The sequence below is a fragment of the Cypionkella sp. PAMC25878 genome, assembly GCF_058135695.1.
In genome coordinates this window covers 1,143,523-1,163,741 of record NZ_CM176871.1, presented here as the reverse complement: position 1 = coordinate 1,163,741, position 20,219 = coordinate 1,143,523, and the positions used below count along the sequence as shown (strand labels likewise).

Below are 20,219 nucleotides of genomic sequence, written 5' to 3'. Positions count from 1 at the left end.
CCGGGCTTTCCCAATACTTCCAGATGCTTAGTGGAACTTAGCGTCAACCGTGGCAATCGCCGCGTCAATCGAAGCCGAGGCAGTTTCCGCAGTTGCCTGCTTGGCCAGAACTTCGCCCGCCGCAGCCACCGCCACCGAAATCGCGCTTTCACGGATTTGGCGCAAAGCCGAAGCTTCTGCCGAAGCGATCTGCTCCTCTGCCGCTACCAGACGGCGCGCGATCGAGTCTTTCAGATCAGCCTTGGCTTGCTTGGCAACTGCCTCAGCTTCTTCTTTGGCGGAGGCGATGATGCGGGCGGATTGCTCCTGCACCTCTTTGTGCTTGGCATCGTAGGACGCCAGCAGCGCCTTGGCTTCGTCACGCAGGGCGCGCGCCTCGTCCAACTCAGCCTTGATGCGGGTTGCCCGCGCATCCAGCGCGGTGGCCAGTTTGGCCGGAACCCCGGTGTACAGCAGGATGCCCACGAAGATAAGGAAGGCCAGCAACACCACGAAGTTGGTGTTGTGCAGGCTGATCAGCGGTTCGCCATGATTGTTGCCGGTCAATACCGCGACGATGCCGAGCAGAGCGATGAGCAAAAACACATTTTTCATCGCGTTACCCTTTCAGCCGAGCAGTGACTGCCGCCGTGATCGACCGGGCATCTGCCGTGCCGCCCAAAGCTGCCACCAGTTCTTTGGCGGTATCTTTTGCCACTTCCGTGATGGCATCTTGCGCGCCAGCCCGGATTTCGTCGATGCGGCCCGCCGATTCCGTGGCTTTCGCCGCGATCTGGGCATCAGCTTTCGCAATGGCTTTGTTCAGGTCAGCCTGAATATCAGCCTTCGCCGCAGTAACGATCTTGCCTGCTTCGGTGCGGGCCGAAACCAACGCATCGTTATAGGCCTTCTCGGCTGCAACAGCCTTCTGCTTCAACTCTTCGGCTGCCGCAAGATCGTTGATGATCGTGCCGCGCCGGGTGGCCAAAGTGCCGCCGATGCGTGGCAAAGCCACCAGCTTCAGCACGAAGAAGATCACCAGCAGGGTGACGACAAGCCAGAAGATCTGGTTTACGAAATGGGTCGGGTCCAGCTGCGGCATCCCTGCCTTAGCGGCCTCGTGCGCAACTTCCGTTGCGGCTTCAGTGGTAGTCGTGGTCGCCATTTTGCCCTCCGTCGGACCCTTTTTGAAGTTCAAGGGCGCCGCGCAATCGCGGCACCCCTGACCGTAAGGATGCGAGCGTCAGATCAGACTGCGAACATCAACAGCAGAGCGACGAGGAACGAGAAGATCCCCAAAGCTTCTGCGAAGGCCAGACCGATGAACAGGGTCGCGGTTTGCGATCCAGCTGCCGAAGGGTTGCGCAGAGCGCCAGCCAGGAAGTTGCCAGCAACATTGCCAACGCCGATTGCGGCAGCGCCGGAACCGATAGCGGCCAGACCAGCGCCGATGAATTTGCCGAGAGCGGCTGCGGTTGCGAGATCCATGATATTCTCCTTACGATGGAATAGGTTAGATGAGGTTACGACATTGCGTTAAGTTCGGGGTTAGTGGCCCGGATGCAGCGCATCTTTCAGGTAAACGCAGGTCAGGATGGTAAAGACATAGGCTTGGATGAAGGCCACGAGAACCTCCAGCGCATAGATTGCGGTGATCGCCAGAACCGACACCGGGGTCACCAGCACGCCGATCCCTGAAATCAGGATCATCGGCGCAAAGGCGGCGAACACTTTCATAACTGCGTGGCCTGCCATGATGTTGCCCGCCAAACGAATGGAATGGCTGACTGGGCGCACGAAGTAGGAAATCAACTCGATCACCGCGATGATCGGGCGCAGGATCAGCGGCGCGTCTTTCATCCAGAACAGGCCAAGGAAGTGGAAGCCGTGCTTCCAGAAGCCCAGCAGGGTGACGAACAGGAACACGCCCACGCCCATGATTGCCGTGACCGCGATATGCGAGGTTGGTGAGAACGACCCGGGCAGCAGGCCGAGCAGGTTCGAGAACACGATGGTCAGGAACAGGGTCATCACCATCGGGAAGTATTTCGCGCCATCTTGGCCGGTCACATCGACGACCATGTTATGCACGAAATCATAGCCTAGCTCGCCCACCGACTGCATCCGCGACGGGATCAGCTTGCGACCAGCCGAGCCCACAACGAAGAAAATCACCACGGCTACAGCGGCCAACAGCAGCCAGACGGTCGCGTTGGTGACGGTGTACCAGTGGATCGGGCCATCGCCAAACAGCGGATGAACCTCAAACTGCTGGAGCGGATGGAACGACAAACCACCTTCTTGCGCTTCGGCTGCCACGTCAGTCTTCCTCTTCATCGTCGGCCACCGGAGCGGCGTTTTGTTGCCGGTCAACCGCCGCAGCGGTCGCTTTATCCTGCATCTCTTTTGCCGAGCGCAGCATGGTTTTGACCCCTGCCGCAAACCCCGCCAACACGAACAGCACGAGGAATATCGGCATGGTCCCAAACAAGGTATCCAGTCCGTATCCGATACCGAAACCGATCAGAAGACCGGCCACAAGTTCTATCACCATGCGCCATGCCAACTGGGCCTGACGATGGTTATCCTCTTGCGCAGAGCGCCGGGGCGCGGCGGCGGCTTTGGCGGTTTCAATCCGCTTTTCGAGGGCGGCAAGGCGCTCACGATCTGCGTCGGATACCACGGCAAAAGCCTCCAGAGGGTTGGGGGATACCTACGGATTGGGGGGCTTTGAGTCAAGCGCGGAAAGTCTGCTGTAAGCTGTTGATTTTACTTGAGGTTCCAGGGGTGAGTTGGAAACTCTCCTTGCGATTTGCTCGCCTTTGCAGCGCCTTGCATATTCAACCATTTGGTTGACGATCCTGTGAAGGCTTGTGATAGTCCCTGCATGGTCGCAAATCTTGATACCGTTTTCTCCGCCCTCGCCGACCCAACAAGGCGGGCTATTCTGGCGATGTTGCTGGAAGATGACATGGCCGTCACCGATGTGGCCGAGCCGTTTCAGATCAGCCTGACAGCGATTTCCAAGCATCTTGGCATACTGGCCGAGGCTGGATTGATCAGCCGCGAAAAACGCGGGCGGGTGATCTGGTGCAAGCTAGAGCCGGACGCGATGCGCAATGCATCGGTGTGGATGCAGGGCTTCGGGCAATTCGAGCCGGTTGATCTGGACGCCTTCGAGCGGTTTTTGGAGGGCGAATTGGCGGAAGCGGATGCCGAAGCCGAGACGCAGGGTTAGTATTTTGATTTTACGTTGGAATATCTGCGATACCCCCTTTTGACGCGCGGCATGACGTCGGCACTACGCTGGCTTGCGCCGCGTAATCTGATGTTTACGGCACGCATAAACCGAGGCGCGCCAAGTCTGGAAAAGAAACCCACTGTTTCCCTCGTTGTAAAAACGGCCCGAAACTAACGCTAGTCGGACATTTTCCCGCCGCGATTCAACTCCAGATTGGGCCCATCGAAACGAAAGCCGCAGGAGACCACCATGAAATTCGGATACGCCCTGTTCGCCCGCTTTGGCCTGTTCGCCCGCAAGGCCGAAGCTGGTCCTGACATGTTCGAGATGCGGTTAGAACGCACCCGCACCCGTGAGGCGCGGCGTGAAGCCCAGCCGATGCTGTTCAGAACGAGACTGTCACCCCTGGAAGCTTAAGCTCTTTCATCAGGTCGCGCAGTTCTTGCCGGGCTGCGATGTTGGACAGGTTCAGCTGATCCACCCCGGTATCCTTCAGATCCAGCAGGGTCAGACCGCGCGGGAACAGTTCGCGGAAGATCACCCGCTCGGAAAAACCGGGCGAGACGCGGAAGCCGATGCGCTTGGAAAGTTCCTCCAGAGCCGCCCCGACCTTCTTCTTGTTGTGCATCTGTTGCGCGCCCAACCGATTGCGCAGCACGATCCAGTCGATGGGCTTCAGGCCCGCCTGTGCGCGCAACTGCCGCGCATTCCAGACCATTTCAGAATAGATAGAGGGGCCTTTGACTTTGCCAGTTTCGGCATCGACGCGGGCGAGCAGATCGAAGTCGATAAAACTATCGTTCAAAGGCGTGATCAGCGTATCGGCGAGAGAGTGCGCCACCTGAGACAACCGGGTGTGGCTGCCGGGGCAGTCGATCAGGATGAAATCGGACACTGCTTCGAGTTGCGCCACCGCCGCTGACAGCCGCGCGTCAAAAGCGTTCTCGCCTTGCGCCAGCGATCCGGCCTCAATCTCGGGCAGATCGCGATAATCGGGGGTGGGCAGGTCAAGACCCGCGCGGGCAAGGAAGGCGCGGCGGTTCTCGACATAGCGACCGAAGGATTTCTGCCGCAGATCAAGGTCCAAAGCCCCAACCCGATGCCCCATCCGGCACAATGCGGTTGCGACATGCATACAGGTGGTCGATTTACCCGAGCCGCCCTTTTCATTGCCGACAACGATGATATGCGCCATGCCGCTTGTCCCCTTTGGTCTATCAGGCTTCCTATACGGATAGCGGCGGAAAGGGGAAGCGGGAAGTTGCTTATGAAATCGGCTCAGGTCCTTCGCAACGCTGCACCATGTTGATGCACTGATCGGCAGGCCAGTCGGTGCGGTGCCAGCAATAGCGGCCGGGGTTGATCAGGAGGCGCAACTCCCAGACCACAAGCGCGCCGCTGGGGGTGCGGCCATCGTCATCATCGAACTGGATTTCAGCCCCATCCGGCGTCGTCCGCCGGATAGTGAACGCGATATCCGAGCCAACAAAATATTGCCCATCCACATCGAGGACCAACACCTCAATCGCACCGCGCTGGCTATCTTGCGAGAGGGTCAATCGTTGCCGCGTCCCTTCGCAGCTTTCCATCACAGGGTGCGGATCGCCATATAGTCCGGGCAGACGCTGAAACGCGTCTGCTTTTGCGACGCAGGGCGTGGCGCATAACAACAAGGCGGCTAAAACGCGAGACATGCTGCCCCCTTACCGCAAAATTGCGGCGAAATCTTGGAGCATCAAATGAAAAAGGGCGCCTCCGCAGAGACGCCCCAATCTGTGCAGCGGTGTGGGATCAGAAACCCAGACCGGCGTATTTGTTCTTGAACTTCGACACGCGGCCACCGGTGTCCATCAGTTTGGCCGAGCCACCGGTCCAAGCCGGGTGTGCCAGCGGGTCGATGTCCAGCGCCATTTGGTCGCCCTCTTTGCCCCAAGTGGTTTTGGCTTGGAACAGGGTGCCATCGGTCATTTTGACTGTGATGGTGTGATAGTCGGGGTGAATTCCGTCTTTCATCGCTCTGCTCCTTACTCGGCTTTGGGTTTGTAATTGGTGTCTTCGACGATCCGGGCCGATTTGCCGCGACGATCGCGCAGGTAATACAGCTTGGCGCGACGCACGCGGCCACGACGGACCACCTCGATGCTGTCGATGTTGGTCGAATACAGCGGGAACACACGCTCCACGCCCTCACCAAACGAGATTTTGCGGACGGTGAACGAAGCCGCGATGGTCGAGCCGCCTTTACGGGCGATGCAGACGCCTTCGTAGTTCTGCACGCGCGAGCGGGTGCCTTCGGTCACTTTATAGCCGACTTTCACGGTATCACCGGCTTTGAAATCCGGGATTTTCTTGCCGAGCGCAGCGATCTGCTCGGCTTCAATGATGGCGATCAAATTCATCGCAGTTCCTTTGTTTGCAGGGTTTTCCCCGACGTGATGCAGCCGTAGAGCTTCTGGTCTTCGATCGGGTCGCCACAGAATTTTGTGACCCCGCCAGAGATGCGGCTAGCTTTTGAAGTCCGAATTTCGGGCCAAACTTGCGGAAGAAGGCAAGCATTGCGGCCAAAAGGAATCGGGCCCGATAGGCTTTTGACCCCGGACTACGGGCGTATAGGGTTTGTGGGGGGATGGGTCAAGAGGCCTTGGGTGTCCACGCGTGGACAAGGGTGGCGTGTATGTAAAATCAATGGGTTAGCATTGGGTTGATAAGGATTTGTTAACGGTTGGAGTGCGGAAATCGCGAAGCCTCCGGCGGGGTTATTTGAGCAGAGAGGATGACCCAAAGAATTTGCTCTTTTTGAAATACTCCCCGCGGAGCGTACAACCGATCCACTAGGCTTTCCGCCGCAAATAAGCCTGCCACAGATCAGGCCGCCGGGTCTTGGTGATCTCCTCGGCCTGCGCTTGGCGCCATTTGGCGATGGCGGCGTGGTTGCCGGATTGTAGCACTTCGGGGATCGGCAGATCATTCCAGATGGCGGGGCGGGTGTATTGCGGGTGTTCCAGCAGGCCGTCGGAAAAGGATTCCTCTACCGTCGACTCTTGATTTCCCAGCACTTTCGGCAGCAGGCGCACGGTGGCGTCGATCAGGGCGGTGGCCGCGATCTCGCCCCCGGTCAGCACGAAGTCGCCAAGGGAGACTTCTTCGATGTCGTGGTGATCGAGCAGGCGCTGATCGACGCCTTCAAATCGACCGCAGAGCAGCGTGACGCCATCGCAGGCGGCAAAGCGGCGGGCCATGGCTTGGTTGAACGGCTTGCCGCGTGGGGAAAGGTAGATCACAGGCCAGTGATTGCGGTCGCGCGGGGTGTGCTGGGCCGCATCGGTTAGGGCCGCGTCCAGCACATCGGCGCGCAAAACCATGCCCGCGCCGCCGCCTGCGGGGGTGTCATCAACGTTCAGGTGCTTGCCCTGCCCGAAGCTGCGCAAGTTGATCACGTCGAGCGCCCACAACCCCAAATCCAGCGCTTTGCCGGTCAGCGAAATCCCCAAAATGCCGGGGAAGGCATCGGGCATCAGGGTGATGATTTTGGCGCGCCATGCATCTTTGACGTGCAAAGGCTCCTCCATCAAATCGCGCGGCTTCAGGCTGGCGCGGATCGAAATGCGGCCATGCGATTTGCTGGGGGAGGTGTCACTGGCGGGCGTGTCGGGTGTGTCGGTCATACTGGCTTTTAGCCTGTCGCGGGCACCCCTGCTAGGCCAAACCATCCTCGGGTTGGGCGGCATTTGTCGCGGCGATCAGATCGCGCAACGGGGTTTCGGCGGCGGAATTGAGGTATTTCGCCAGCCATTCCGCCAGCAGATCGGAGCTGGGGGACTTGCCCCAGATATCCGGGTCTTGCGGCATGGCATCGCGGAGGCGGGTGGCGAACAGGCCGATCAACTCGGGGTCTTCGGGCAGCAGAGCCAGTGCCAGCGTTGGACCGTCGCCGTGCACATCGGTGATCAGGGCCGGATCGGTGCTGTGCAGGATCAGGGCGATGATTTCGGCGCGGGCGGCACCTGTACGGGCGCGTTCAAACAAAGCGGTGCGGATAAAAGCGGGGTCGGCATGGGCAGATAGCGCCAGCAGGTGTTGGGCCACGGTGGCAGGGGTGGTGTCATCGGGCAGATCGGCCAAGGGAGCGATCATGCGGCGCGCGGTGTTCAACTCGCTGCGTTCCACCGGATTGCCGGGGTGGGCGATCTGATCAATGGCGTGATCGAGAAATGCGTTGGTTTCATTGATCTTCCACGGGTCCCAGATCATCCGGGCCAGAGGGATCGACAGGAAGGAAATCGCGACGGGCAGCATTTCGGAATAGGGTGGCACGAAACCCAAGGCTCCGCCGATGCCGCGACCGACGCCGAACAGCAGGGCCACGAACAGCAGTTGGATGGCGGCGTTGCTGAACAGGGTGGCCCAAGCCTGATACTGGGTCCAGTCGTGGAACTGACGCGGCCAGTTTTGCGGGCGAATGATGAATTGCCAGAGTACGAACAGCAGGGTGAAGACAGGCACCAAGGGCCAGCCATAGCCGCCCAAGCCCGCCATCAGCGGCCCGATGTAAAGCAGAGCGGTTGCGCCCATCAGCCATCGCATACGGTTGTGCATCACGCCCCCTTACAGCCCTGCGCAGAGTGGCGTGGTGGCGGATTTTAGTCTAGCAGTTTTTGATTTGATCACACGTCGCTTGCCCTAAAGCGGTTTTTAATCAAGACCTTCTGGCGGATCGACGATGATGCGGCCAGCGGTGAGGTCTACCGTGGGGACTGCTTTGAGCGTGAAGGGCAACAGCAAGCCGGATTTCAGGCCGGGGCCTGCAATTTCCAACAGATCGCCCGCGCCGTGGTTGTGTACGGCTTGCACGCGGCCAAGTTCTTTGCCGCCAGTGTCGAACGCGGCGAGGCCGATCAGATCGGCGTGGTAAAATTCATCATCGGGCAGGTGGGGGAGTTTTTTCTTGTCAACATATAGGCTTATGCCTTTCAGGGCATCGGCCTGTTCTTTGGTTTCCACGCCTATGATGCGCGCACCAAGACCGCCTGCGACGGGGCGGGTCAGTTTGATTTTATAGGTGGTTTGGCCGTCTTCGCTGTAGAGTGGGCCGTAGGTGGCGATGGATTCAGGATCAGTGCAGAAGCTTTTCAGCCGCACTTCGCCTTGCACGCCGAAAGAGCCTGCGATGGCGCCGACGCAGATGTGGTCTGGGTTGGGCATGAGACTCTCCGATGCTAAGATGCGGCCCCCGGATGGGAGCCGCAGTTTTCAGGGATCAGCAAGCTGATTATTCAGCAGCTGCCGGTGCTTCTGCGCGCGCGGCTTTCTTCTTGGTCAGCTCGGCCATACGTTTGCCGGGGACGGCCGATTTCGGGTTCGAGCGGACCTTTTTCGCCAGCACACCAGCGGCTTCCAGCATACGCGCGATACGGTCGGTTGGCTGTGCGCCTTGGCTCAGCCAATATTGCACGCGCTCCATATTCATTTTCACGCGCTCTTCGCTGTCTTTGGCCAAGAGCGGGTTATAGGTGCCCAGCTTTTCCAGGAAGCGGCCATCGCGCGGGTTGCGGCTGTCGGTGGCGACGATCGAATAGTGCGGGCGCTTTTTCGAACCACCGCGGGCGAGGCGAATTTTCATGGACATGGTGTAGTCTCCTTAGGTTTGGTTGGAACCGCGTGTCTGCGGTTATTTCTGAAGTTGTTCGTGATGCCTGATGACTTCGGAGATGATGAAGGTCAGGAATTTCTTAGCGAATTCGGGGTCGAGGTCGGCTTCTTTCGAAAGCCATTCCAGCCGTTCGATCTGGCGCGCTTCGCGGCTGGGATCGGACGGGGGAAGATCATGTTCGGCTTTCAGACGCCCCACGGCTTGGGTGCGCTTGAAGCGTTCGGCGAGGGTGTAGACGAGGATCGCGTCGAGGCGGTCGATGCTCTCGCGGTGGTCTTTCAGCAGCTCGGCGGCGATGGTGGTGGCGTCGGTCATTGTAGGGACTCCGGGGCGGGGTGACGCCAGATTTGGCTGGCACCGAAGGTTTCGTGGATGAATTCGCCGTCGCGAGTGCAGCCCATGCGCTGCGCCAGCGCCTGACTGCGCAGGTTATTATCGGCGATCAGGCTGATGGCGGTTTTCCAGCCAAGGCTGTCATAGGCAAAGCGGCGGGCGGCGCGGGCGGCTTCGTGTGCCAGGCCTTTGCCTTCGGCCTCAGATGCCCAGATCGACCAGCCAAGTTCGGGTTCAGGCCAGCCTTCGGGGAACCATGGGCCTGCCATGCCGAGGGCTGCATCGGTGGATTTGTCGGCCAGAATGAACATCGAATAGCCACGATGCAACCAATGGCCGGTTAGATGGCCAAAGCTGCGCCAAGCCTGCGCGCGGCTGACGGGCCCACCGACATAGGCGCTGCGGGGCGAAGCGAGGAAGGCCGCCATCGACTCAAAATCCGACGACTTCGGCCCACGCAGGCGCAGGCGTTCGGTCTCTAGCACCGGGATGCCCGTCAGTTCGATCATGCCAGCCTCCGCAAGTCATGCCGCATCCGCGATGACTGACCCCAAGTCGACAGCCAAACCACCGACGACACGCTGGCGTGCACCAGTGCTCCGAACGCCTTCGTCATCGCATTGTCGCGGGTCTTCTCGCTGCGGGCGAGGTCAAGGTGGCCTTCTTCTTCAGCCTGAGTCCCTTTGATAAGCCCATATAAATCGCCATCACGCGACTTCAGCCAATCCAACTGATCGGATAGATGATGATGCACGGTTTCTTCAACAGCCTCGGTGCAGACCCAGATCAGGTTGGGGCCGAACAGAGTCGAGACAGCACCCAGCACCCAGCCGCCCATACTCCACAGATACATCGCCCGGCAGGGGCGACCATCGCGCGCCGACAAAGCTGCGCGGAACAGGCGGCAGTGTTCCACCTCATGCGCTTTTAGCTGCGACAACGGCAACACAAGGCGCGGCCACAACAGACTGCACACCGCAATCTGCGCGCCGTAAATGCGAATCGCGCCGTATTCTCCGGCGTGATTGACGCGGGCGATCCTGATCGCAGAAAGGCGGTCGGCAGGCATCATTTCTTCTTCATCAACCCCGAAAGGCTGGAGGGCAGCGACAGACCGCGCGGCATACCGGGGAAGCCGCCGCCCATGCCGAGGCCTTGCTTCATGCCTTTGGCGGCTTCGGCCATGGCTTCGGGCGACATGTTGGCCATATCGGGCATCCCGCCCTTGGCACCAATCATCTGCTTGATGGCGTTTTTCATGGCACCACCTTTGCCCATTTTCTTCATCATATCGGCCATTTGCTTGTGCTGCTTCAGAAGCTTGTTCACTTCTGACACCTCAAGCCCTGCCCCGGCTGCGATGCGCTTTTTACGCGACGCGGCCAGCAGATCGGGGTTGGCGCGCTCTTTCTTGGTCATCGAATTGACCAAGGCGATCTGATGGGTCAGCATTTTGTCGTTAAAGCCCGCAGCTTCGGCTTTCTTGGCCATGCCGCCCATGCCGGGCATCATGCCCATCACGCCCTGCATCCCGCCCATTTTCTGCATCTGTTCAAGCTGGCTTTTCAAGTCGTTCATGTTGAACAGACCCTTGGCGAAGCGCCGTGCCATCCGCTCGGCTTGTTCGGCCTCAAAGGTTTCGCGGGCCTTTTCGACCAGCGCCACAATGTCGCCCATGCCAAGGATGCGGCCTGCGACACGTTCAGCCTCGAACGTCTCCAGCGCATCCATCTTTTCGCCAAGACCGACAAAGCGGATCGGCTTGCCGGTGACAGCGCGCATCGAAAGCGCGGCACCGCCGCGACCGTCGCCGTCCATCCGGGTGAGGACGACCCCCGAGATGCCGACTTTGGCGTCAAATTCCGAGGCTACGTTGACCGCATCTTGCCCGGTCAGACCATCGACCACCAGCAGGGTTTCGCGGGGCTGGGCGATGTCGCGGACGGCTTGGATTTCCGCCATCAGCACTTCGTCGATGTGCAGACGGCCAGCGGTGTCGAAGAACACCACGTCATAGCCTCCCATCGCGGCTTGGGTCTTGGCGCGCTTGGCGATCTGGACGGCGGTTTCGCCTTTGACGATTGGCAGGGAGTCCACACCGATCTGGCCCGCGAGGATCGCCAACTGCTCCATAGCCGCCGGGCGGTTGGTGTCGAGCGAGGCCAACAGCACGCGCTTGCCGTTGCGCTCTTTCAGGCGCTTGGCCAGCTTGGCGGTGGTGGTAGTCTTGCCCGAACCTTGCAGACCGACCATCAGGATGGCGGACGGCGGGTTGTCGATTTTCAGCGCTTCGGGTTCATCATCGCCCGCCAGCACGCGCACGAGTTCGTCGTGGACGATCTTGACGACTTGCTGGCCGGGAGTGATCGACTTGGTGACAGCTTGGCCAATGGCGCGGACTTTGACGGCTTTGACGAAATTGCGCGCGACTTCCAGCGACACGTCTGCATCCAGCAGGGCAGTGCGGACTTCGCGTAGCGCGGTGTCAACGTCGGCTTCCGAGAGCGCGCCGGCCTTGGTCAAGCGGTCGAACACGCCACCAAGGCGTTCTGACAGGCTTTCAAACATCACGCTCTCCTAGATCAAAACCCCGATATGGGGCGCTACGGCGGGTTTCCCAAGGCCAATGCGAAACAGCACCTGTGGGCGCAACGCGCTGACAGGTGGCGATCCCGGCATAAGCCAAGGGACCGGAAGCGGTTGCCTCCGGGGGAATTGGTTCGGGCGATACGCGGTTGGGGGGGCAGAGTCAAGCAGGGCTGGGTGATCAGCGTTTTTTCGGGCGCTTTTGGGTCTGCCCGGTCTTTTGGTTCAACCAAGTGTTGATTTGTTGCACCGCTGTCTTTGCTTCTGATCCCGAGCGGAAGATTGCGGATAGGGGGAGTGGTGGGCCAGAGGTGAAGCTCAGCACGGCGCGGTGACTTGGCCCGGCCCTGCTGTCGCCGTCATTGGCGCTGGTTTCCACCACTGCCTTGGTGACCTCGGCCAAGGGGCGGCTTTGCTCGCGTGCGCCGAAGACCCCGACTCTGCGCAAGGTCAGCGTGTTGCTGGGGCGGTCGAACACCGCCACCTCTTGCCGCACGAAGACGATGAACACCACGCCGAACAGGCCAAACAGCAGCGCGAGGACGGTCAGATCGCTGTGATCGTTTGAGAAGAATTTGGCCAGCCAGATCGCCGCGAACAGCAGCATGGCAGCGGCGATCCCGATGCCCATCAGCACCGGTCTTTTGCGCAGCACCAAGCGATCCGGCGATGAGGAAACAAGCTTCATGGTGGCCTCTGGCGGCTTGAACACCCTGACCTTAGCATCCGCCTAAGCAGCGCTTCGGGCAAGCCTTATGTCTAAGCCGACAAACCCCTTGCTTTATCTGCAGCCTTTGCTGATTTATGTGCGCAAATGCACAGGGGATCTGCTCGATGGATAACTGGGACGAGATCAGGACGGCGTTTCAGGTGGCGCGGATGGGCACGGTTTCAGGGGCGGCCGAGGTGATGGGGGTGCATCATGCCACGGTGATCCGGCATATCGACAGTCTGGAAAAGCGGTTGGGGGCGAAGCTGTTCCAGCGCCATGCGCGCGGTTATACGCCGACGGAATCCGGGCGGGATTTGTTATCGGTGGCGCAAACCACCGAAGATCAGTTTGGCCAGCTGGCCAGCCGGATCAAGGGTCAGGGCGAGACCGTGGCGGGCGAGTTGGTGGTGACCTCAATCACCGGGATTGCACATCTGCTGGCCCCGGTTTTCGCGACCTTCCAAGAGGCGCATCCGGCGGTGGTGATCCGGTTTCTGACCGATATGCGGCTGTATCGGCTGGATTATGGCGAAGCGCACGTGGCGATCCGGGCGGGGGCGACGCCGCAAGAGCCGGACAATGTCGCGCTGCCCTTGGTGAAGATGCAGTTCGGGCTTTATGCCTCGAAAGCCTATGTGGCACGGCATGGGCTGCCGAATGGCGAAGCCGAGCTGGTGCTGCACCGTTTCGTTGGCGTTGATAACCCTGATAACCGCGCGCCGTTCTATCGCTGGCTGCGGGAACGAGTGTCGCAAGATCGGCTGACCTTCCGCGTCAACGAACCTGCGGCATCGGAAGCGGCGGTGAAGGCGGGGATGGGGCTGGGGTTCATGCGGGCGCATGAGGCGCGGCTGGACCCCGATCTGGTCGAGGTGATGGCACCGATCCCGGAATGGGACTCGCCGCTCTGGATCGTGACGCATGTGGATTTGCACCGGACCTTGAAGGTGCAGAGCTTCCTGAGCTGTTTGCGGCAATCGGCGGCAACGTGGTGCAGCGCTTGAGGCTTTGGGCCACATTAAGCCCACCCCAACGTGGCCATGTTGCGATGTTGGCGTTTTCAGCGCTGGTCGCGGGCAGCTTTAGTCTGGGGGCAATGGCGGCCCCGCATGTCTCGCCCGCGGCCTTGACGGTGGCGCGGTTTGCTTTGGCGGGGGCTCTGGTGGGGCTGGCGGCCTTTCTGACCGTGGGGGTGCCGCGCAAGACATGGGCGGCACCGTGGCGGTATGTCGTCTTGGGCGGGTTGCTCGCGTGTTATTTCGTACTGATGTTCTGGGGCTTGCAGACGGCGGAAGCCGTGCCGATGGCAGCGGTGTTCACGCTGACGCCGTTGATGGCGGCAGGGTTTGCCTGGCTGCTGTTGGGGCAAATCACCACCGTCCGGATGGGTTTGGCCTTGGCGATCGGGGCTGTTGGCGCGCTGTGGGTAATCTTTCGCGGTGATCTGGCAGCTTTGGCGCGGTTTGAGGTTGGACGCGGCGAGTTTATCTATTTCTTCGGCTGCATCGCGCATGCGCTGTATGCGCCAATGGTGCGCAAGCTGAACCGAGGCGAGCCTGCACTGGTGTTCACCTTTGGTATGATGCTGGCAGGCTTTGTGATTCTGTGTCTGTGGGGTTGGCGCGATGTGCTGGCGACCGATTGGGCCGCCCTGCCCGCCATCGTTTGGATTTGCTTGGTTTATGTCTCGGTTGCGGCCTCTGCGATGACTTTCGTTTTGCTACAATTTGCCACGCTGCGGCTGCCTTCGGCCAAGGTGATGGCCTATACCTATTTGGTGCCAAGCTGGGTGATCCTGTGGGAAATCGCACTTGGCCGCACAGCGCCGCCGATAAATGTGCTGGGCGGAGTCATTCTAACCGCTTTGGCTTTATTCCTGCTGTTGAAGGATGAAACGGCATAGCGTAAACGATTTCATAACTGGCATGTTAGCGCTGACATGCACGCGTTCTGGGGAGGACACTTATGTATATCGGGCTCGATCTGGGCACCTCGGGGCTGAAGGGCATCCTGATGGATGACAGCCAGCACGTGCTGGCTGAGGCGACGGCGCCCTTGACAGTGGAACGTCCGGCGGAGGGATGGTCGGAGCAAGCCCCGGCCTCGTGGATCGCGGCGGCTGAAATTGTGTTGGGCAAACTCGCCGAACATGGGTTGGCGGCGGTAAAAGGTATCGGCCTTTCCGGCCATATGCATGGGGCGACCTTGCTGGATGCGTCGGATCAGGTGCTGCGGCCCTGTATTCTGTGGAACGATACCCGCAGTTTCGCCGAAGCAGCGGCTTTGGATGCAAAGCCAGAATTCCGCCGCCTGTCCGGCAATATTGTGTTTCCGGGCTTCACCGCGCCGAAACTCGACTGGCTGCGCAAGCATGAGCCTGCCCTGTGGGACAAAGTGGCGAAAGTGCTGCTGCCAAAGGACTATCTGCGGCTGTGGCTGACGGGCGAGCATGTCTCGGAAATGTCAGACGCCGCTGGTACGGCTTGGCTGGATACTGGCAAGCGGGATTGGTCGGATGTTTTGCTAGCCGATACCGGGCTTTCCCGGGCGCAGATGCCGCGTTTGGTGGAAGGCTCGGAGGTTTCTGGGGTGCTTCGAGGTGAGTTGGCCAGCCGATTTGGCATCGGCGCGGGCGTGGTTGTGGCCGGGGGTGGCGGCGACAATGCAGCCTCGGGCGTTGGTGTCGGTGTGGTGCGGGCGGGCGAGGCGTTTGTGTCTTTGGGCACGAGCGGAGTGTTGTTTGCCGCCAACGATGGCTATCAGCCCGACCCTGCGACGGCGGTGCATACGTTCTGCCACGCCTTGCCGAACACCTGGCACCAGATGGGGGTGGTTCTGGCTGCGACCGATGCTTTGAACTGGTATTCCAAACTGGTCGGGGCGGATGCCGCGACCTTGACGGGCGAAGTCGGCCCGCTGCAAGCGCCGGGTAAGACGGTGTTCCTGCCCTATCTGGGGGGGGAGCGCACGCCGTTGAATAGCGCCTCAATCCGAGGCGCGTTCACCGGTTTGGAACATGCCACCGACCGCCAAGCGGGCACCCGCGCGGTGTTGGAGGGCGTGACCTTTGCCTTCCGCGATTGCCGCGACGCTTTGGCTGCAACTGGCACCAAATTGCAGCATTTGCTGGCAGTCGGCGGCGGATCACGCTCCGACTACTGGCTGCGCGCGATTGCCACCGCCTTGGATTGCCCGGTCAGCCTGCCTGTGACCGGAGATTTCGGTGGTGCTTTCGGGGCAGCCCGTCTTGGCCTGATGGCCGCCACTGGGGCTGGGTCGGAAGTGGCCACCCTTCCGCAAATCGCGCGGGAAATCCTGCCCGATCCCACCCTGAAAGATGCCTTCGATGCGGGCCACGCCCGTTATCGCGCTGCACAAACCGCTATAAGGAGCCTCGCATGACCGACTTTTTCAAGAACATCCCGCAGATCAAGTATGAGGGCGAAGGCTCGACCAACGAGTTTGCTTTCCGGCATTACGACCCCGATGAGGTGCTGCTGGGCAAGCGGATGGAGGATCATCTGCGCTTTGCCGTCGCCTATTGGCATTCGTTCGCATGGCCGGGCGGCGACCCGTTTGGCGGGCAGACCTTCGATCGCCCGTGGTTCGGCGACACCATGGCGCTTGCCAAGCTGAAGGCCGATGTGGCGTTTGAGATGTTCGATATTCTCGGCACGCCATTCTACGCCTTCCACGACGCCGATGCGCGACCTGAGGGGGCGACTTTCGCCGAATCCCTGCGCAACCTTGAAGAAATCGTGGATTATCTTGGAGAAAAGCAATCGAGCCACAAGGCCAAGTTGCTCTGGGGCACCGCCAATATGTTCAGCCACAAGCGCTGGATGTCGGGGGCTGCCACCAACCCCGATCCCGAGGTTTACGCCTATGCTGCGGCCACGGTGAAATCCTGTCTGGATGCCACGCATAAACTGGGCGGTGCGAACTATGTGCTGTGGGGCGGGCGTGAGGGCTACGAGACGCTGCTGAACACCGATCTTGCCCAAGAGCGCGCTCATGCCGGGCGGTTCCTGCAATCGGTCGTCGAGTATAAGCACAAAATTGGCTACAAGGGCGCGATCCTGATCGAGCCGAAACCGCAAGAGCCGTCGAAGCATCAGTATGACTATGATGTGGCGACGGTTTACGGCTTCCTGAAGGATTTCGGGCTGGAGAAAGAGGTCCAAGTCAACATCGAGCAGGGCCATGCGATCTTGGCCGGGCACAGCTTTGAACATGAGATCGCTACGGCTGCGGCTTTGGGGATCTTTGGGTCGATCGACATGAACCGCAATGATTACCAATCCGGCTGGGACACTGACCAGTTCCCGAACAACCACGCTGAAAAGGCGCTGGCGTTTTATGAGATCTTGCGCGCGGGCGGCTATACCACAGGGGGCACCAACTTTGACGCCAAAGTGCGGCGGCAATCGCTGGACCCGGAAGATCTGATCCTCGCGCATGTCGGCGGCATGGACACCTGCGCACGGGCCTTGAAAGCGGCGGTTTATCTGCTGGAGGATGATACGTTGGAAGCGGCACGGCGCGCACGTTATGCAGGCTGGGAGCGTGAGGGTGCCAAGGCGATGCTGACGCAGCCGCTGGAAGTGATCGCCGAGGCGGTGATCAAGAACAACATCAACCCGCAGCCACGCTCGGGCCGTCAAGAACGGCTGGAGAACTTGTGGAACCACTACATCTGAGTAGCGGCTAAGAACTAGATAAACGCGGCCAGCGGGGGGATGCCTTCGCTGGCCGTGACGCTTTTCAAGGCGGCGGCAGCGGCGCGGTGGCCAAGGTGGAGGGCTTGCTCGGCGGTCCAGTTTTCGTGGATGGCGTAGATGATGCCTGCGCAGAAGGCGTCCCCGGCACCGACGGGGCTGAGGATTTCAGCGGGATTTATCGGCTCGGGGCTAGACCAGAGCGCGGATTCGGCCAGCCAGAGGGCGAGGGTACCGGTGTGCAGAATCACGGCTTTAGCGCCTTGGGCTTGCAGGGCGGTTGCGGCTTCCAAGATGCGGGCGCGGTCGTCGGGGGCAATGTCGGCGCGGTTGGTGGCGCGGGCGGCTTCGATTTCATTCAGGAATAGGTAATCTGTGTGTGGCAGGATGGCTTTGACGGTAGCGGCAAAGTGCGGGGTGGCGGATGAGACCAGATCAACGCACGTGATCATGCCTGCGGCTTGGGCGCGGGCAAGGATGCGGGCGGCGGGGGTTTCTCCGTTGGGTTCCACCGTGTCTAGGGTGGCGAGCAGGTTGGGGTAGCCGAGGTAGAAGATTTTAGCATTTTGGGCGGCGATGGCTTCGATGGGGATGTCAGCTTCGCTGAGCGCGTCATTGGCGCCGGGATGGTAGAAGAAGGTGCGGCTGTCACCGGGGACGTTCATCACTTGGGTGTGGGCGGTCGGGTGGTGCGGGGTTTGCTTTAGCCAGCCTGTGTCGATTTTGGCGCTCGCACAGGCGGCAAGGCAGATTTGCGCATGGGTGTCGGTGCCGATCAGACCCACAGCGTACAGCGGCAGGTCGGTCTGGAAGGCGGCGAGGTCTAGGACGACGTTGGCGGCACCACCACCTACCCCGGTGGCTTCGTGCTGGATGCGGACGAGATCACTTTTCTGCGGCCAAGCCTCGATGCTGTGGATGATATCGACGATCCAGTTGCCCGCGCAGGCGATGCCCTTTCTCATGCGTAGTCCACGCTGACAGTGCGGTTTTCTTTGCCTGCGGTCAGGGCGGCGGTGAGGATAGCGTGATGGGCTGCCGCCTCGGACGGGTGAGCGCAGGGGAAGCCTGCGGCGTCTCCGCCCGCGAGTTCGTCGATATAGGCGGCCCACATTTGCTGGATGGCATCGGTGAAGCCGAATTCAAAAATACCGCCGGTGATGCCGGGGAACAAGGGCGTGTAGCCGAGATCTTCGGTTTGCCACGTCTGGGTGCCGCCGTTTTTGTAGTGCATGAACTGCCACTGCCGAGGCGATTTGGTGGTAAAAAAGGCGCTGCCTTTCATGCCAAGGACGCGGAGCGACCAAGTGTTGGCTTCGCCCGGTGCGATGCGCCACGTCTTTAGCACCATTGGGAAATTGCCATAGGTGGTGGGGACGCGGGCGGTGATGGTGGCGTTGTCCCAAGTCTCGCACGGCACCAGATTGCCTTTGCCATCGGGGCGTTGGCTGACACGTTTCACAAGGCTCGCTTGCACAGTATCGGGGCGCCAGCCGAGGCGGAGCGGGACGTGCAGAACATGCATCCCCAGATCGCCCATGCAGCCATATTCGCCGTTCACCGCCTGCATCCGCTTCCAGTTGATCACCTTGTCGGGGTTGATATCGGAGGAATGCAGGAAGCTGGCTTCGACTTCGAGAATATCGCCAGCCGCGCCGGACCTTACGAAGTCGATGACCTTTTGCGCGCCGGGGTAGAACGGCATTTCCGACGAGCAGCGCACGGTAAGTTCTGGGTGAGCTGCGATGGCGGCCATGATGCTGCGGTTTTGGGCGAGGTCCATGCCGAAGGGTTTTTCGCCGAACAGGTGTTTTCCGGCGTTGAGAATGTCGGGATAGATTTGGGCGTGTAGGACGTGGGGAACGGCGCAGTAGACGGCATCCACGTCAGGGTTTTTCAACAGGTCGTGATAGTCGGTGGTGGTTTGAATCTCACCCAGATGGGTGGCGAACCAATCCATCAGCGCGGGGTTGGTGTCGCAGACCGCGACGATGCGCGGTTTGGCTTTGGGGTTGGCAAGATGCAGCCAGCGCGCGGCAGCGGAGGCGAATTCACGGCCCATAAGGCCACACCCAATGATACCGAAGCGGATTTCTTGCATCGCTTCAGGCCAGATGCTTGGCAGCGTCTGCGGCGGTGGCTTTGTCATGCACAATCGCCATCAGCGCGCGGGTCATGCCGCCGGGGTTGGCGTGTTGCACGACATTGCGGCCATAGACGATGCCGCGCGCGCCTTGTTGCATCAGCTCGTGCGTGCGGGCGAGGATTTCGGCGTCAGAAACGCGACCGCCACCACGCACCAGAACCGGGATGCCTTGGGCGATTTCTATGACGCGATGGTATTCGGAAACATCGGTGCAGGGATCGGCTTTGATGATATCGGCGCCGAGTTCAGCGGCTTGGCGGACGAGGGGCAGGATTTTGGCGATGTCACCATCAACCATATAGCCGCCCTTGGCATTGTCTTGCATCACAAGCGGTTCGACCATCAGCGGCATGCCGTAGATTTCACATTCGCGCTTCAAGGCGTTCACGTTGCGCACGCAGTCTCGGTAAAGTTCGGGCTGATTGGGGAGCAGGAGCAGGTTGACCACAACGCAAGCGGCGTCGAGGACAAGGCCTTGTTCCACCGGGCGATCGATGACTTCGGAATAGAGCGTGCGCGGCAGCGGGGTGCCGTAGACATTGGCGATGTCGGTGCGCAAAACTAGAGCGGGGCGGCTTTTGCCGGGGATAGCTTGCAGGATTCTCGCGGTGCCGGGGGGGAGCTGGATGGCATCGGGGGCGGCGGCTGCGACGGTTTGGATGGATTTTGTCATGTTTTCGATGCCGCCGAGGAAGGAGGCCTCGTTGAACATGCCGTGGTCGATAGCAACATCAAAGCAGTTGCCCGAGGGCGCGAACAGGCGGTTGAGGCGAGCGGTGTTCATGGCTTGATCCTGCTAGTGAAAACGTTTTCACAATCGGTATCGGTGGGTGTGGATTCTGTCAACGGCAAAG

27 protein-coding genes are annotated in these 20,219 nt (G+C 60.4%); 6 read left to right on the top strand and 21 right to left on the bottom strand.

Going from position 1 to position 20,219, the window contains the following annotated elements; translation table 11 throughout:
• Positions 1-27: 27 nt before the first annotated feature.
• The 5 genes from ACS5RD_RS05460 to ACS5RD_RS05440 all read right to left on the bottom strand — a co-directional run bounded on the left by ACS5RD_RS05460 (position 28) and on the right by ACS5RD_RS05440 (position 2,662).
• Positions 28-594, bottom strand: coding sequence for a F0F1 ATP synthase subunit B family protein (locus ACS5RD_RS05460; RefSeq protein WP_489930344.1), 567 nt, complete (start codon positions 592-594; stop codon positions 28-30).
• A gap of 4 nt (positions 595-598) precedes the next feature.
• Positions 599-1,144 (bottom strand): F0F1 ATP synthase subunit B', encoded by a 546-nt coding sequence (locus tag ACS5RD_RS05455; protein WP_489930343.1) that lies wholly within the window; start codon positions 1,142-1,144, stop codon positions 599-601.
• Positions 1,145-1,227: 83 nt separating this feature from the next.
• Positions 1,228-1,467, bottom strand: coding sequence for a F0F1 ATP synthase subunit C (locus ACS5RD_RS05450; RefSeq protein ID WP_054005488.1), 240 nt, complete (start codon positions 1,465-1,467; stop codon positions 1,228-1,230).
• A gap of 60 nt (positions 1,468-1,527) precedes the next feature.
• The gene (locus ACS5RD_RS05445; protein WP_054005489.1) at positions 1,528-2,316 is read right to left on the bottom strand and encodes a F0F1 ATP synthase subunit A; all 789 of its coding nucleotides are present in this window, start codon (positions 2,314-2,316) and stop codon (positions 1,528-1,530) included.
• Complete coding sequence (locus ACS5RD_RS05440) at positions 2,300-2,662, bottom strand: AtpZ/AtpI family protein (protein ID WP_489930342.1); 363 nt, start codon at positions 2,660-2,662, stop codon at positions 2,300-2,302. The genes ACS5RD_RS05445 and ACS5RD_RS05440 overlap by 17 nt, the downstream gene beginning before the upstream one ends.
• Before the next feature lie 204 nt (positions 2,663-2,866).
• Here ACS5RD_RS05440 and ACS5RD_RS05435 point away from each other — a divergent pair, with 204 nt between their 5' ends.
• Both ACS5RD_RS05435 and ACS5RD_RS05430 read left to right on the top strand, forming a co-directional pair.
• Positions 2,867-3,217: an ArsR/SmtB family transcription factor gene (locus ACS5RD_RS05435; RefSeq protein WP_489930341.1), complete on the top strand. Its 351-nt coding sequence runs from the start codon at positions 2,867-2,869 to the stop codon at positions 3,215-3,217.
• Positions 3,218-3,469: 252 nt separating this feature from the next.
• Complete coding sequence (locus ACS5RD_RS05430) at positions 3,470-3,637, top strand: hypothetical protein (protein ID WP_156317391.1); 168 nt, start codon at positions 3,470-3,472, stop codon at positions 3,635-3,637.
• Here the strand turns inward: ACS5RD_RS05430 and ACS5RD_RS05425 are convergent.
• The 13 genes from ACS5RD_RS05425 to ACS5RD_RS05365 all read right to left on the bottom strand — a co-directional run bounded on the left by ACS5RD_RS05425 (position 3,606) and on the right by ACS5RD_RS05365 (position 12,477).
• A complete protein-coding gene (locus ACS5RD_RS05425; protein ID WP_054005492.1) occupies positions 3,606-4,415 on the bottom strand; it encodes a division plane positioning ATPase MipZ in 810 nt (269 codons plus the stop codon). The two genes, ACS5RD_RS05430 and ACS5RD_RS05425, sit on opposite strands and share 32 nt — an antisense overlap.
• 70 nt (positions 4,416-4,485) lie before the next feature.
• Positions 4,486-4,914 (bottom strand): hypothetical protein, encoded by a 429-nt coding sequence (locus ACS5RD_RS05420; protein ID WP_489930340.1) that lies wholly within the window; start codon positions 4,912-4,914, stop codon positions 4,486-4,488.
• 97 nt (positions 4,915-5,011) lie between these two features.
• Positions 5,012-5,233, bottom strand: coding sequence for a 50S ribosomal protein L31 (gene rpmE / locus ACS5RD_RS05415; protein ID WP_054005494.1), 222 nt, complete (start codon positions 5,231-5,233; stop codon positions 5,012-5,014).
• Between the two features lie 11 nt (positions 5,234-5,244).
• Positions 5,245-5,619 carry a 50S ribosomal protein L19 gene (gene rplS / locus ACS5RD_RS05410; protein WP_054005495.1) on the bottom strand — a complete coding sequence of 125 codons (375 nt, stop codon included), beginning with the start codon at positions 5,617-5,619 and terminating at the stop codon, positions 5,245-5,247.
• Between the two features lie 432 nt (positions 5,620-6,051).
• Positions 6,052-6,885, bottom strand: coding sequence for a tRNA (guanosine(37)-N1)-methyltransferase TrmD (gene trmD / locus ACS5RD_RS05405; RefSeq protein ID WP_489930339.1), 834 nt, complete (start codon positions 6,883-6,885; stop codon positions 6,052-6,054).
• A 31-nt stretch (positions 6,886-6,916) separates the two neighbouring features.
• Positions 6,917-7,816, bottom strand: a complete 900-nt coding sequence (locus ACS5RD_RS05400) for a hypothetical protein (protein WP_489930338.1) — start codon at positions 7,814-7,816, stop codon at positions 6,917-6,919.
• A gap of 96 nt (positions 7,817-7,912) precedes the next feature.
• Positions 7,913-8,422: a ribosome maturation factor RimM gene (gene rimM / locus ACS5RD_RS05395; protein WP_489930337.1), complete on the bottom strand. Its 510-nt coding sequence runs from the start codon at positions 8,420-8,422 to the stop codon at positions 7,913-7,915.
• Between the two features lie 67 nt (positions 8,423-8,489).
• Positions 8,490-8,846 (bottom strand): 30S ribosomal protein S16, encoded by a 357-nt coding sequence (rpsP, locus tag ACS5RD_RS05390; RefSeq protein ID WP_054005499.1) that lies wholly within the window; start codon positions 8,844-8,846, stop codon positions 8,490-8,492.
• A 42-nt stretch (positions 8,847-8,888) separates the two neighbouring features.
• Complete coding sequence (locus tag ACS5RD_RS05385; RefSeq protein WP_054005500.1) at positions 8,889-9,185, bottom strand: chorismate mutase; 297 nt, start codon at positions 9,183-9,185, stop codon at positions 8,889-8,891.
• Complete coding sequence (locus tag ACS5RD_RS05380) at positions 9,182-9,712, bottom strand: GNAT family N-acetyltransferase (RefSeq protein WP_489930336.1); 531 nt, start codon at positions 9,710-9,712, stop codon at positions 9,182-9,184. The genes ACS5RD_RS05385 and ACS5RD_RS05380 overlap by 4 nt, the downstream gene beginning before the upstream one ends.
• Positions 9,709-10,272, bottom strand: a complete 564-nt coding sequence (locus ACS5RD_RS05375) for a demethoxyubiquinone hydroxylase family protein (RefSeq protein WP_489930335.1) — start codon at positions 10,270-10,272, stop codon at positions 9,709-9,711. The genes ACS5RD_RS05380 and ACS5RD_RS05375 overlap by 4 nt, the downstream gene beginning before the upstream one ends.
• Entirely contained in the window at positions 10,272-11,771 is a 1,500-nt protein-coding gene (gene ffh / locus ACS5RD_RS05370) for a signal recognition particle protein (RefSeq protein ID WP_489930334.1), read from the bottom strand. The genes ACS5RD_RS05375 and ffh overlap by 1 nt, the downstream gene beginning before the upstream one ends.
• Positions 11,772-11,970: 199 nt before the next feature.
• Complete coding sequence (locus tag ACS5RD_RS05365) at positions 11,971-12,477, bottom strand: hypothetical protein (protein WP_489930333.1); 507 nt, start codon at positions 12,475-12,477, stop codon at positions 11,971-11,973.
• Positions 12,478-12,623: 146 nt separating this feature from the next.
• Here ACS5RD_RS05365 and ACS5RD_RS05360 point away from each other — a divergent pair, with 146 nt between their 5' ends.
• The 4 genes from ACS5RD_RS05360 to xylA all read left to right on the top strand — a co-directional run bounded on the left by ACS5RD_RS05360 (position 12,624) and on the right by xylA (position 17,201).
• Complete coding sequence (locus ACS5RD_RS05360) at positions 12,624-13,505, top strand: LysR family transcriptional regulator (protein ID WP_489930332.1); 882 nt, start codon at positions 12,624-12,626, stop codon at positions 13,503-13,505.
• Complete coding sequence (locus ACS5RD_RS05355; RefSeq protein ID WP_489930331.1) at positions 13,502-14,404, top strand: DMT family transporter; 903 nt, start codon at positions 13,502-13,504, stop codon at positions 14,402-14,404. Before ACS5RD_RS05360 ends, ACS5RD_RS05355 begins: the two co-directional genes overlap by 4 nt.
• A 62-nt stretch (positions 14,405-14,466) precedes the next feature.
• Positions 14,467-15,903: a xylulokinase gene (gene xylB / locus ACS5RD_RS05350; RefSeq protein ID WP_489930330.1), complete on the top strand. Its 1,437-nt coding sequence runs from the start codon at positions 14,467-14,469 to the stop codon at positions 15,901-15,903.
• Complete coding sequence (gene xylA / locus ACS5RD_RS05345) at positions 15,900-17,201, top strand: xylose isomerase (protein ID WP_489930329.1); 1,302 nt, start codon at positions 15,900-15,902, stop codon at positions 17,199-17,201. Before xylB ends, xylA begins: the two co-directional genes overlap by 4 nt.
• A gap of 14 nt (positions 17,202-17,215) precedes the next feature.
• Here the strand turns inward: xylA and ACS5RD_RS05340 are convergent, their stop codons facing one another.
• From ACS5RD_RS05340 to ACS5RD_RS05330, 3 genes are read right to left on the bottom strand one after another with little or no spacing between them, the layout of a single operon-like run.
• Positions 17,216-18,184, bottom strand: a complete 969-nt coding sequence (locus tag ACS5RD_RS05340) for a carbohydrate kinase family protein (protein WP_489930328.1) — start codon at positions 18,182-18,184, stop codon at positions 17,216-17,218.
• Positions 18,181-19,368 carry a Gfo/Idh/MocA family protein gene (locus ACS5RD_RS05335; protein WP_489930327.1) on the bottom strand — a complete coding sequence of 396 codons (1,188 nt, stop codon included), beginning with the start codon at positions 19,366-19,368 and terminating at the stop codon, positions 18,181-18,183. Before ACS5RD_RS05335 ends, ACS5RD_RS05340 begins: the two co-directional genes overlap by 4 nt.
• Positions 19,325-20,149, bottom strand: a complete 825-nt coding sequence (locus tag ACS5RD_RS05330; protein WP_489930326.1) for a class I fructose-bisphosphate aldolase — start codon at positions 20,147-20,149, stop codon at positions 19,325-19,327. The genes ACS5RD_RS05335 and ACS5RD_RS05330 overlap by 44 nt, the downstream gene beginning before the upstream one ends.
• Between the last annotated feature and the right edge of the window lie 70 nt (positions 20,150-20,219).

What these genes read in the sequence shown, in the direction of transcription:
- ACS5RD_RS05460 (WP_489930344.1), bottom strand. Translation starts at nt 594, where the DNA reads ATGAAAAATGTGTTTTTGCTCATCGCTCTGCTCGGCATCGTCGCGGTA.
- ACS5RD_RS05455 (WP_489930343.1), bottom strand. Translation starts at nt 1,144, where the DNA reads ATGGCGACCACGACTACCACTGAAGCCGCAACGGAAGTTGCGCACGAG.
- ACS5RD_RS05450 (WP_054005488.1), bottom strand. Translation starts at nt 1,467, where the DNA reads ATGGATCTCGCAACCGCAGCCGCTCTCGGCAAATTCATCGGCGCTGGT.
- ACS5RD_RS05445 (WP_054005489.1), bottom strand. Translation starts at nt 2,316, where the DNA reads ATGAAGAGGAAGACTGACGTGGCAGCCGAAGCGCAAGAAGGTGGTTTG.
- ACS5RD_RS05435 (WP_489930341.1), top strand. Translation starts at nt 2,867, where the DNA reads ATGGTCGCAAATCTTGATACCGTTTTCTCCGCCCTCGCCGACCCAACA.
- ACS5RD_RS05430 (WP_156317391.1), top strand. Translation starts at nt 3,470, where the DNA reads ATGAAATTCGGATACGCCCTGTTCGCCCGCTTTGGCCTGTTCGCCCGC.
- ACS5RD_RS05425 (WP_054005492.1), bottom strand. Translation starts at nt 4,415, where the DNA reads ATGGCGCATATCATCGTTGTCGGCAATGAAAAGGGCGGCTCGGGTAAA.
- ACS5RD_RS05420 (WP_489930340.1), bottom strand. Translation starts at nt 4,914, where the DNA reads ATGTCTCGCGTTTTAGCCGCCTTGTTGTTATGCGCCACGCCCTGCGTC.
- rpmE (WP_054005494.1), bottom strand. Translation starts at nt 5,233, where the DNA reads ATGAAAGACGGAATTCACCCCGACTATCACACCATCACAGTCAAAATG.
- rplS (WP_054005495.1), bottom strand. Translation starts at nt 5,619, where the DNA reads ATGAATTTGATCGCCATCATTGAAGCCGAGCAGATCGCTGCGCTCGGC.
- trmD (WP_489930339.1), bottom strand. Translation starts at nt 6,885, where the DNA reads ATGACCGACACACCCGACACGCCCGCCAGTGACACCTCCCCCAGCAAA.
- ACS5RD_RS05400 (WP_489930338.1), bottom strand. Translation starts at nt 7,816, where the DNA reads ATGCACAACCGTATGCGATGGCTGATGGGCGCAACCGCTCTGCTTTAC.
- rimM (WP_489930337.1), bottom strand. Translation starts at nt 8,422, where the DNA reads ATGCCCAACCCAGACCACATCTGCGTCGGCGCCATCGCAGGCTCTTTC.
- rpsP (WP_054005499.1), bottom strand. Translation starts at nt 8,846, where the DNA reads ATGTCCATGAAAATTCGCCTCGCCCGCGGTGGTTCGAAAAAGCGCCCG.
- ACS5RD_RS05385 (WP_054005500.1), bottom strand. Translation starts at nt 9,185, where the DNA reads ATGACCGACGCCACCACCATCGCCGCCGAGCTGCTGAAAGACCACCGC.
- ACS5RD_RS05380 (WP_489930336.1), bottom strand. Translation starts at nt 9,712, where the DNA reads ATGATCGAACTGACGGGCATCCCGGTGCTAGAGACCGAACGCCTGCGC.
- ACS5RD_RS05375 (WP_489930335.1), bottom strand. Translation starts at nt 10,272, where the DNA reads ATGCCTGCCGACCGCCTTTCTGCGATCAGGATCGCCCGCGTCAATCAC.
- ffh (WP_489930334.1), bottom strand. Translation starts at nt 11,771, where the DNA reads ATGTTTGAAAGCCTGTCAGAACGCCTTGGTGGCGTGTTCGACCGCTTG.
- ACS5RD_RS05365 (WP_489930333.1), bottom strand. Translation starts at nt 12,477, where the DNA reads ATGAAGCTTGTTTCCTCATCGCCGGATCGCTTGGTGCTGCGCAAAAGA.
- ACS5RD_RS05360 (WP_489930332.1), top strand. Translation starts at nt 12,624, where the DNA reads ATGGATAACTGGGACGAGATCAGGACGGCGTTTCAGGTGGCGCGGATG.
- xylB (WP_489930330.1), top strand. Translation starts at nt 14,467, where the DNA reads ATGTATATCGGGCTCGATCTGGGCACCTCGGGGCTGAAGGGCATCCTG.
- xylA (WP_489930329.1), top strand. Translation starts at nt 15,900, where the DNA reads ATGACCGACTTTTTCAAGAACATCCCGCAGATCAAGTATGAGGGCGAA.
- ACS5RD_RS05340 (WP_489930328.1), bottom strand. Translation starts at nt 18,184, where the DNA reads ATGAGAAAGGGCATCGCCTGCGCGGGCAACTGGATCGTCGATATCATC.
- ACS5RD_RS05335 (WP_489930327.1), bottom strand. Translation starts at nt 19,368, where the DNA reads ATGACAAAGCCACCGCCGCAGACGCTGCCAAGCATCTGGCCTGAAGCG.
- ACS5RD_RS05330 (WP_489930326.1), bottom strand. Translation starts at nt 20,149, where the DNA reads ATGAACACCGCTCGCCTCAACCGCCTGTTCGCGCCCTCGGGCAACTGC.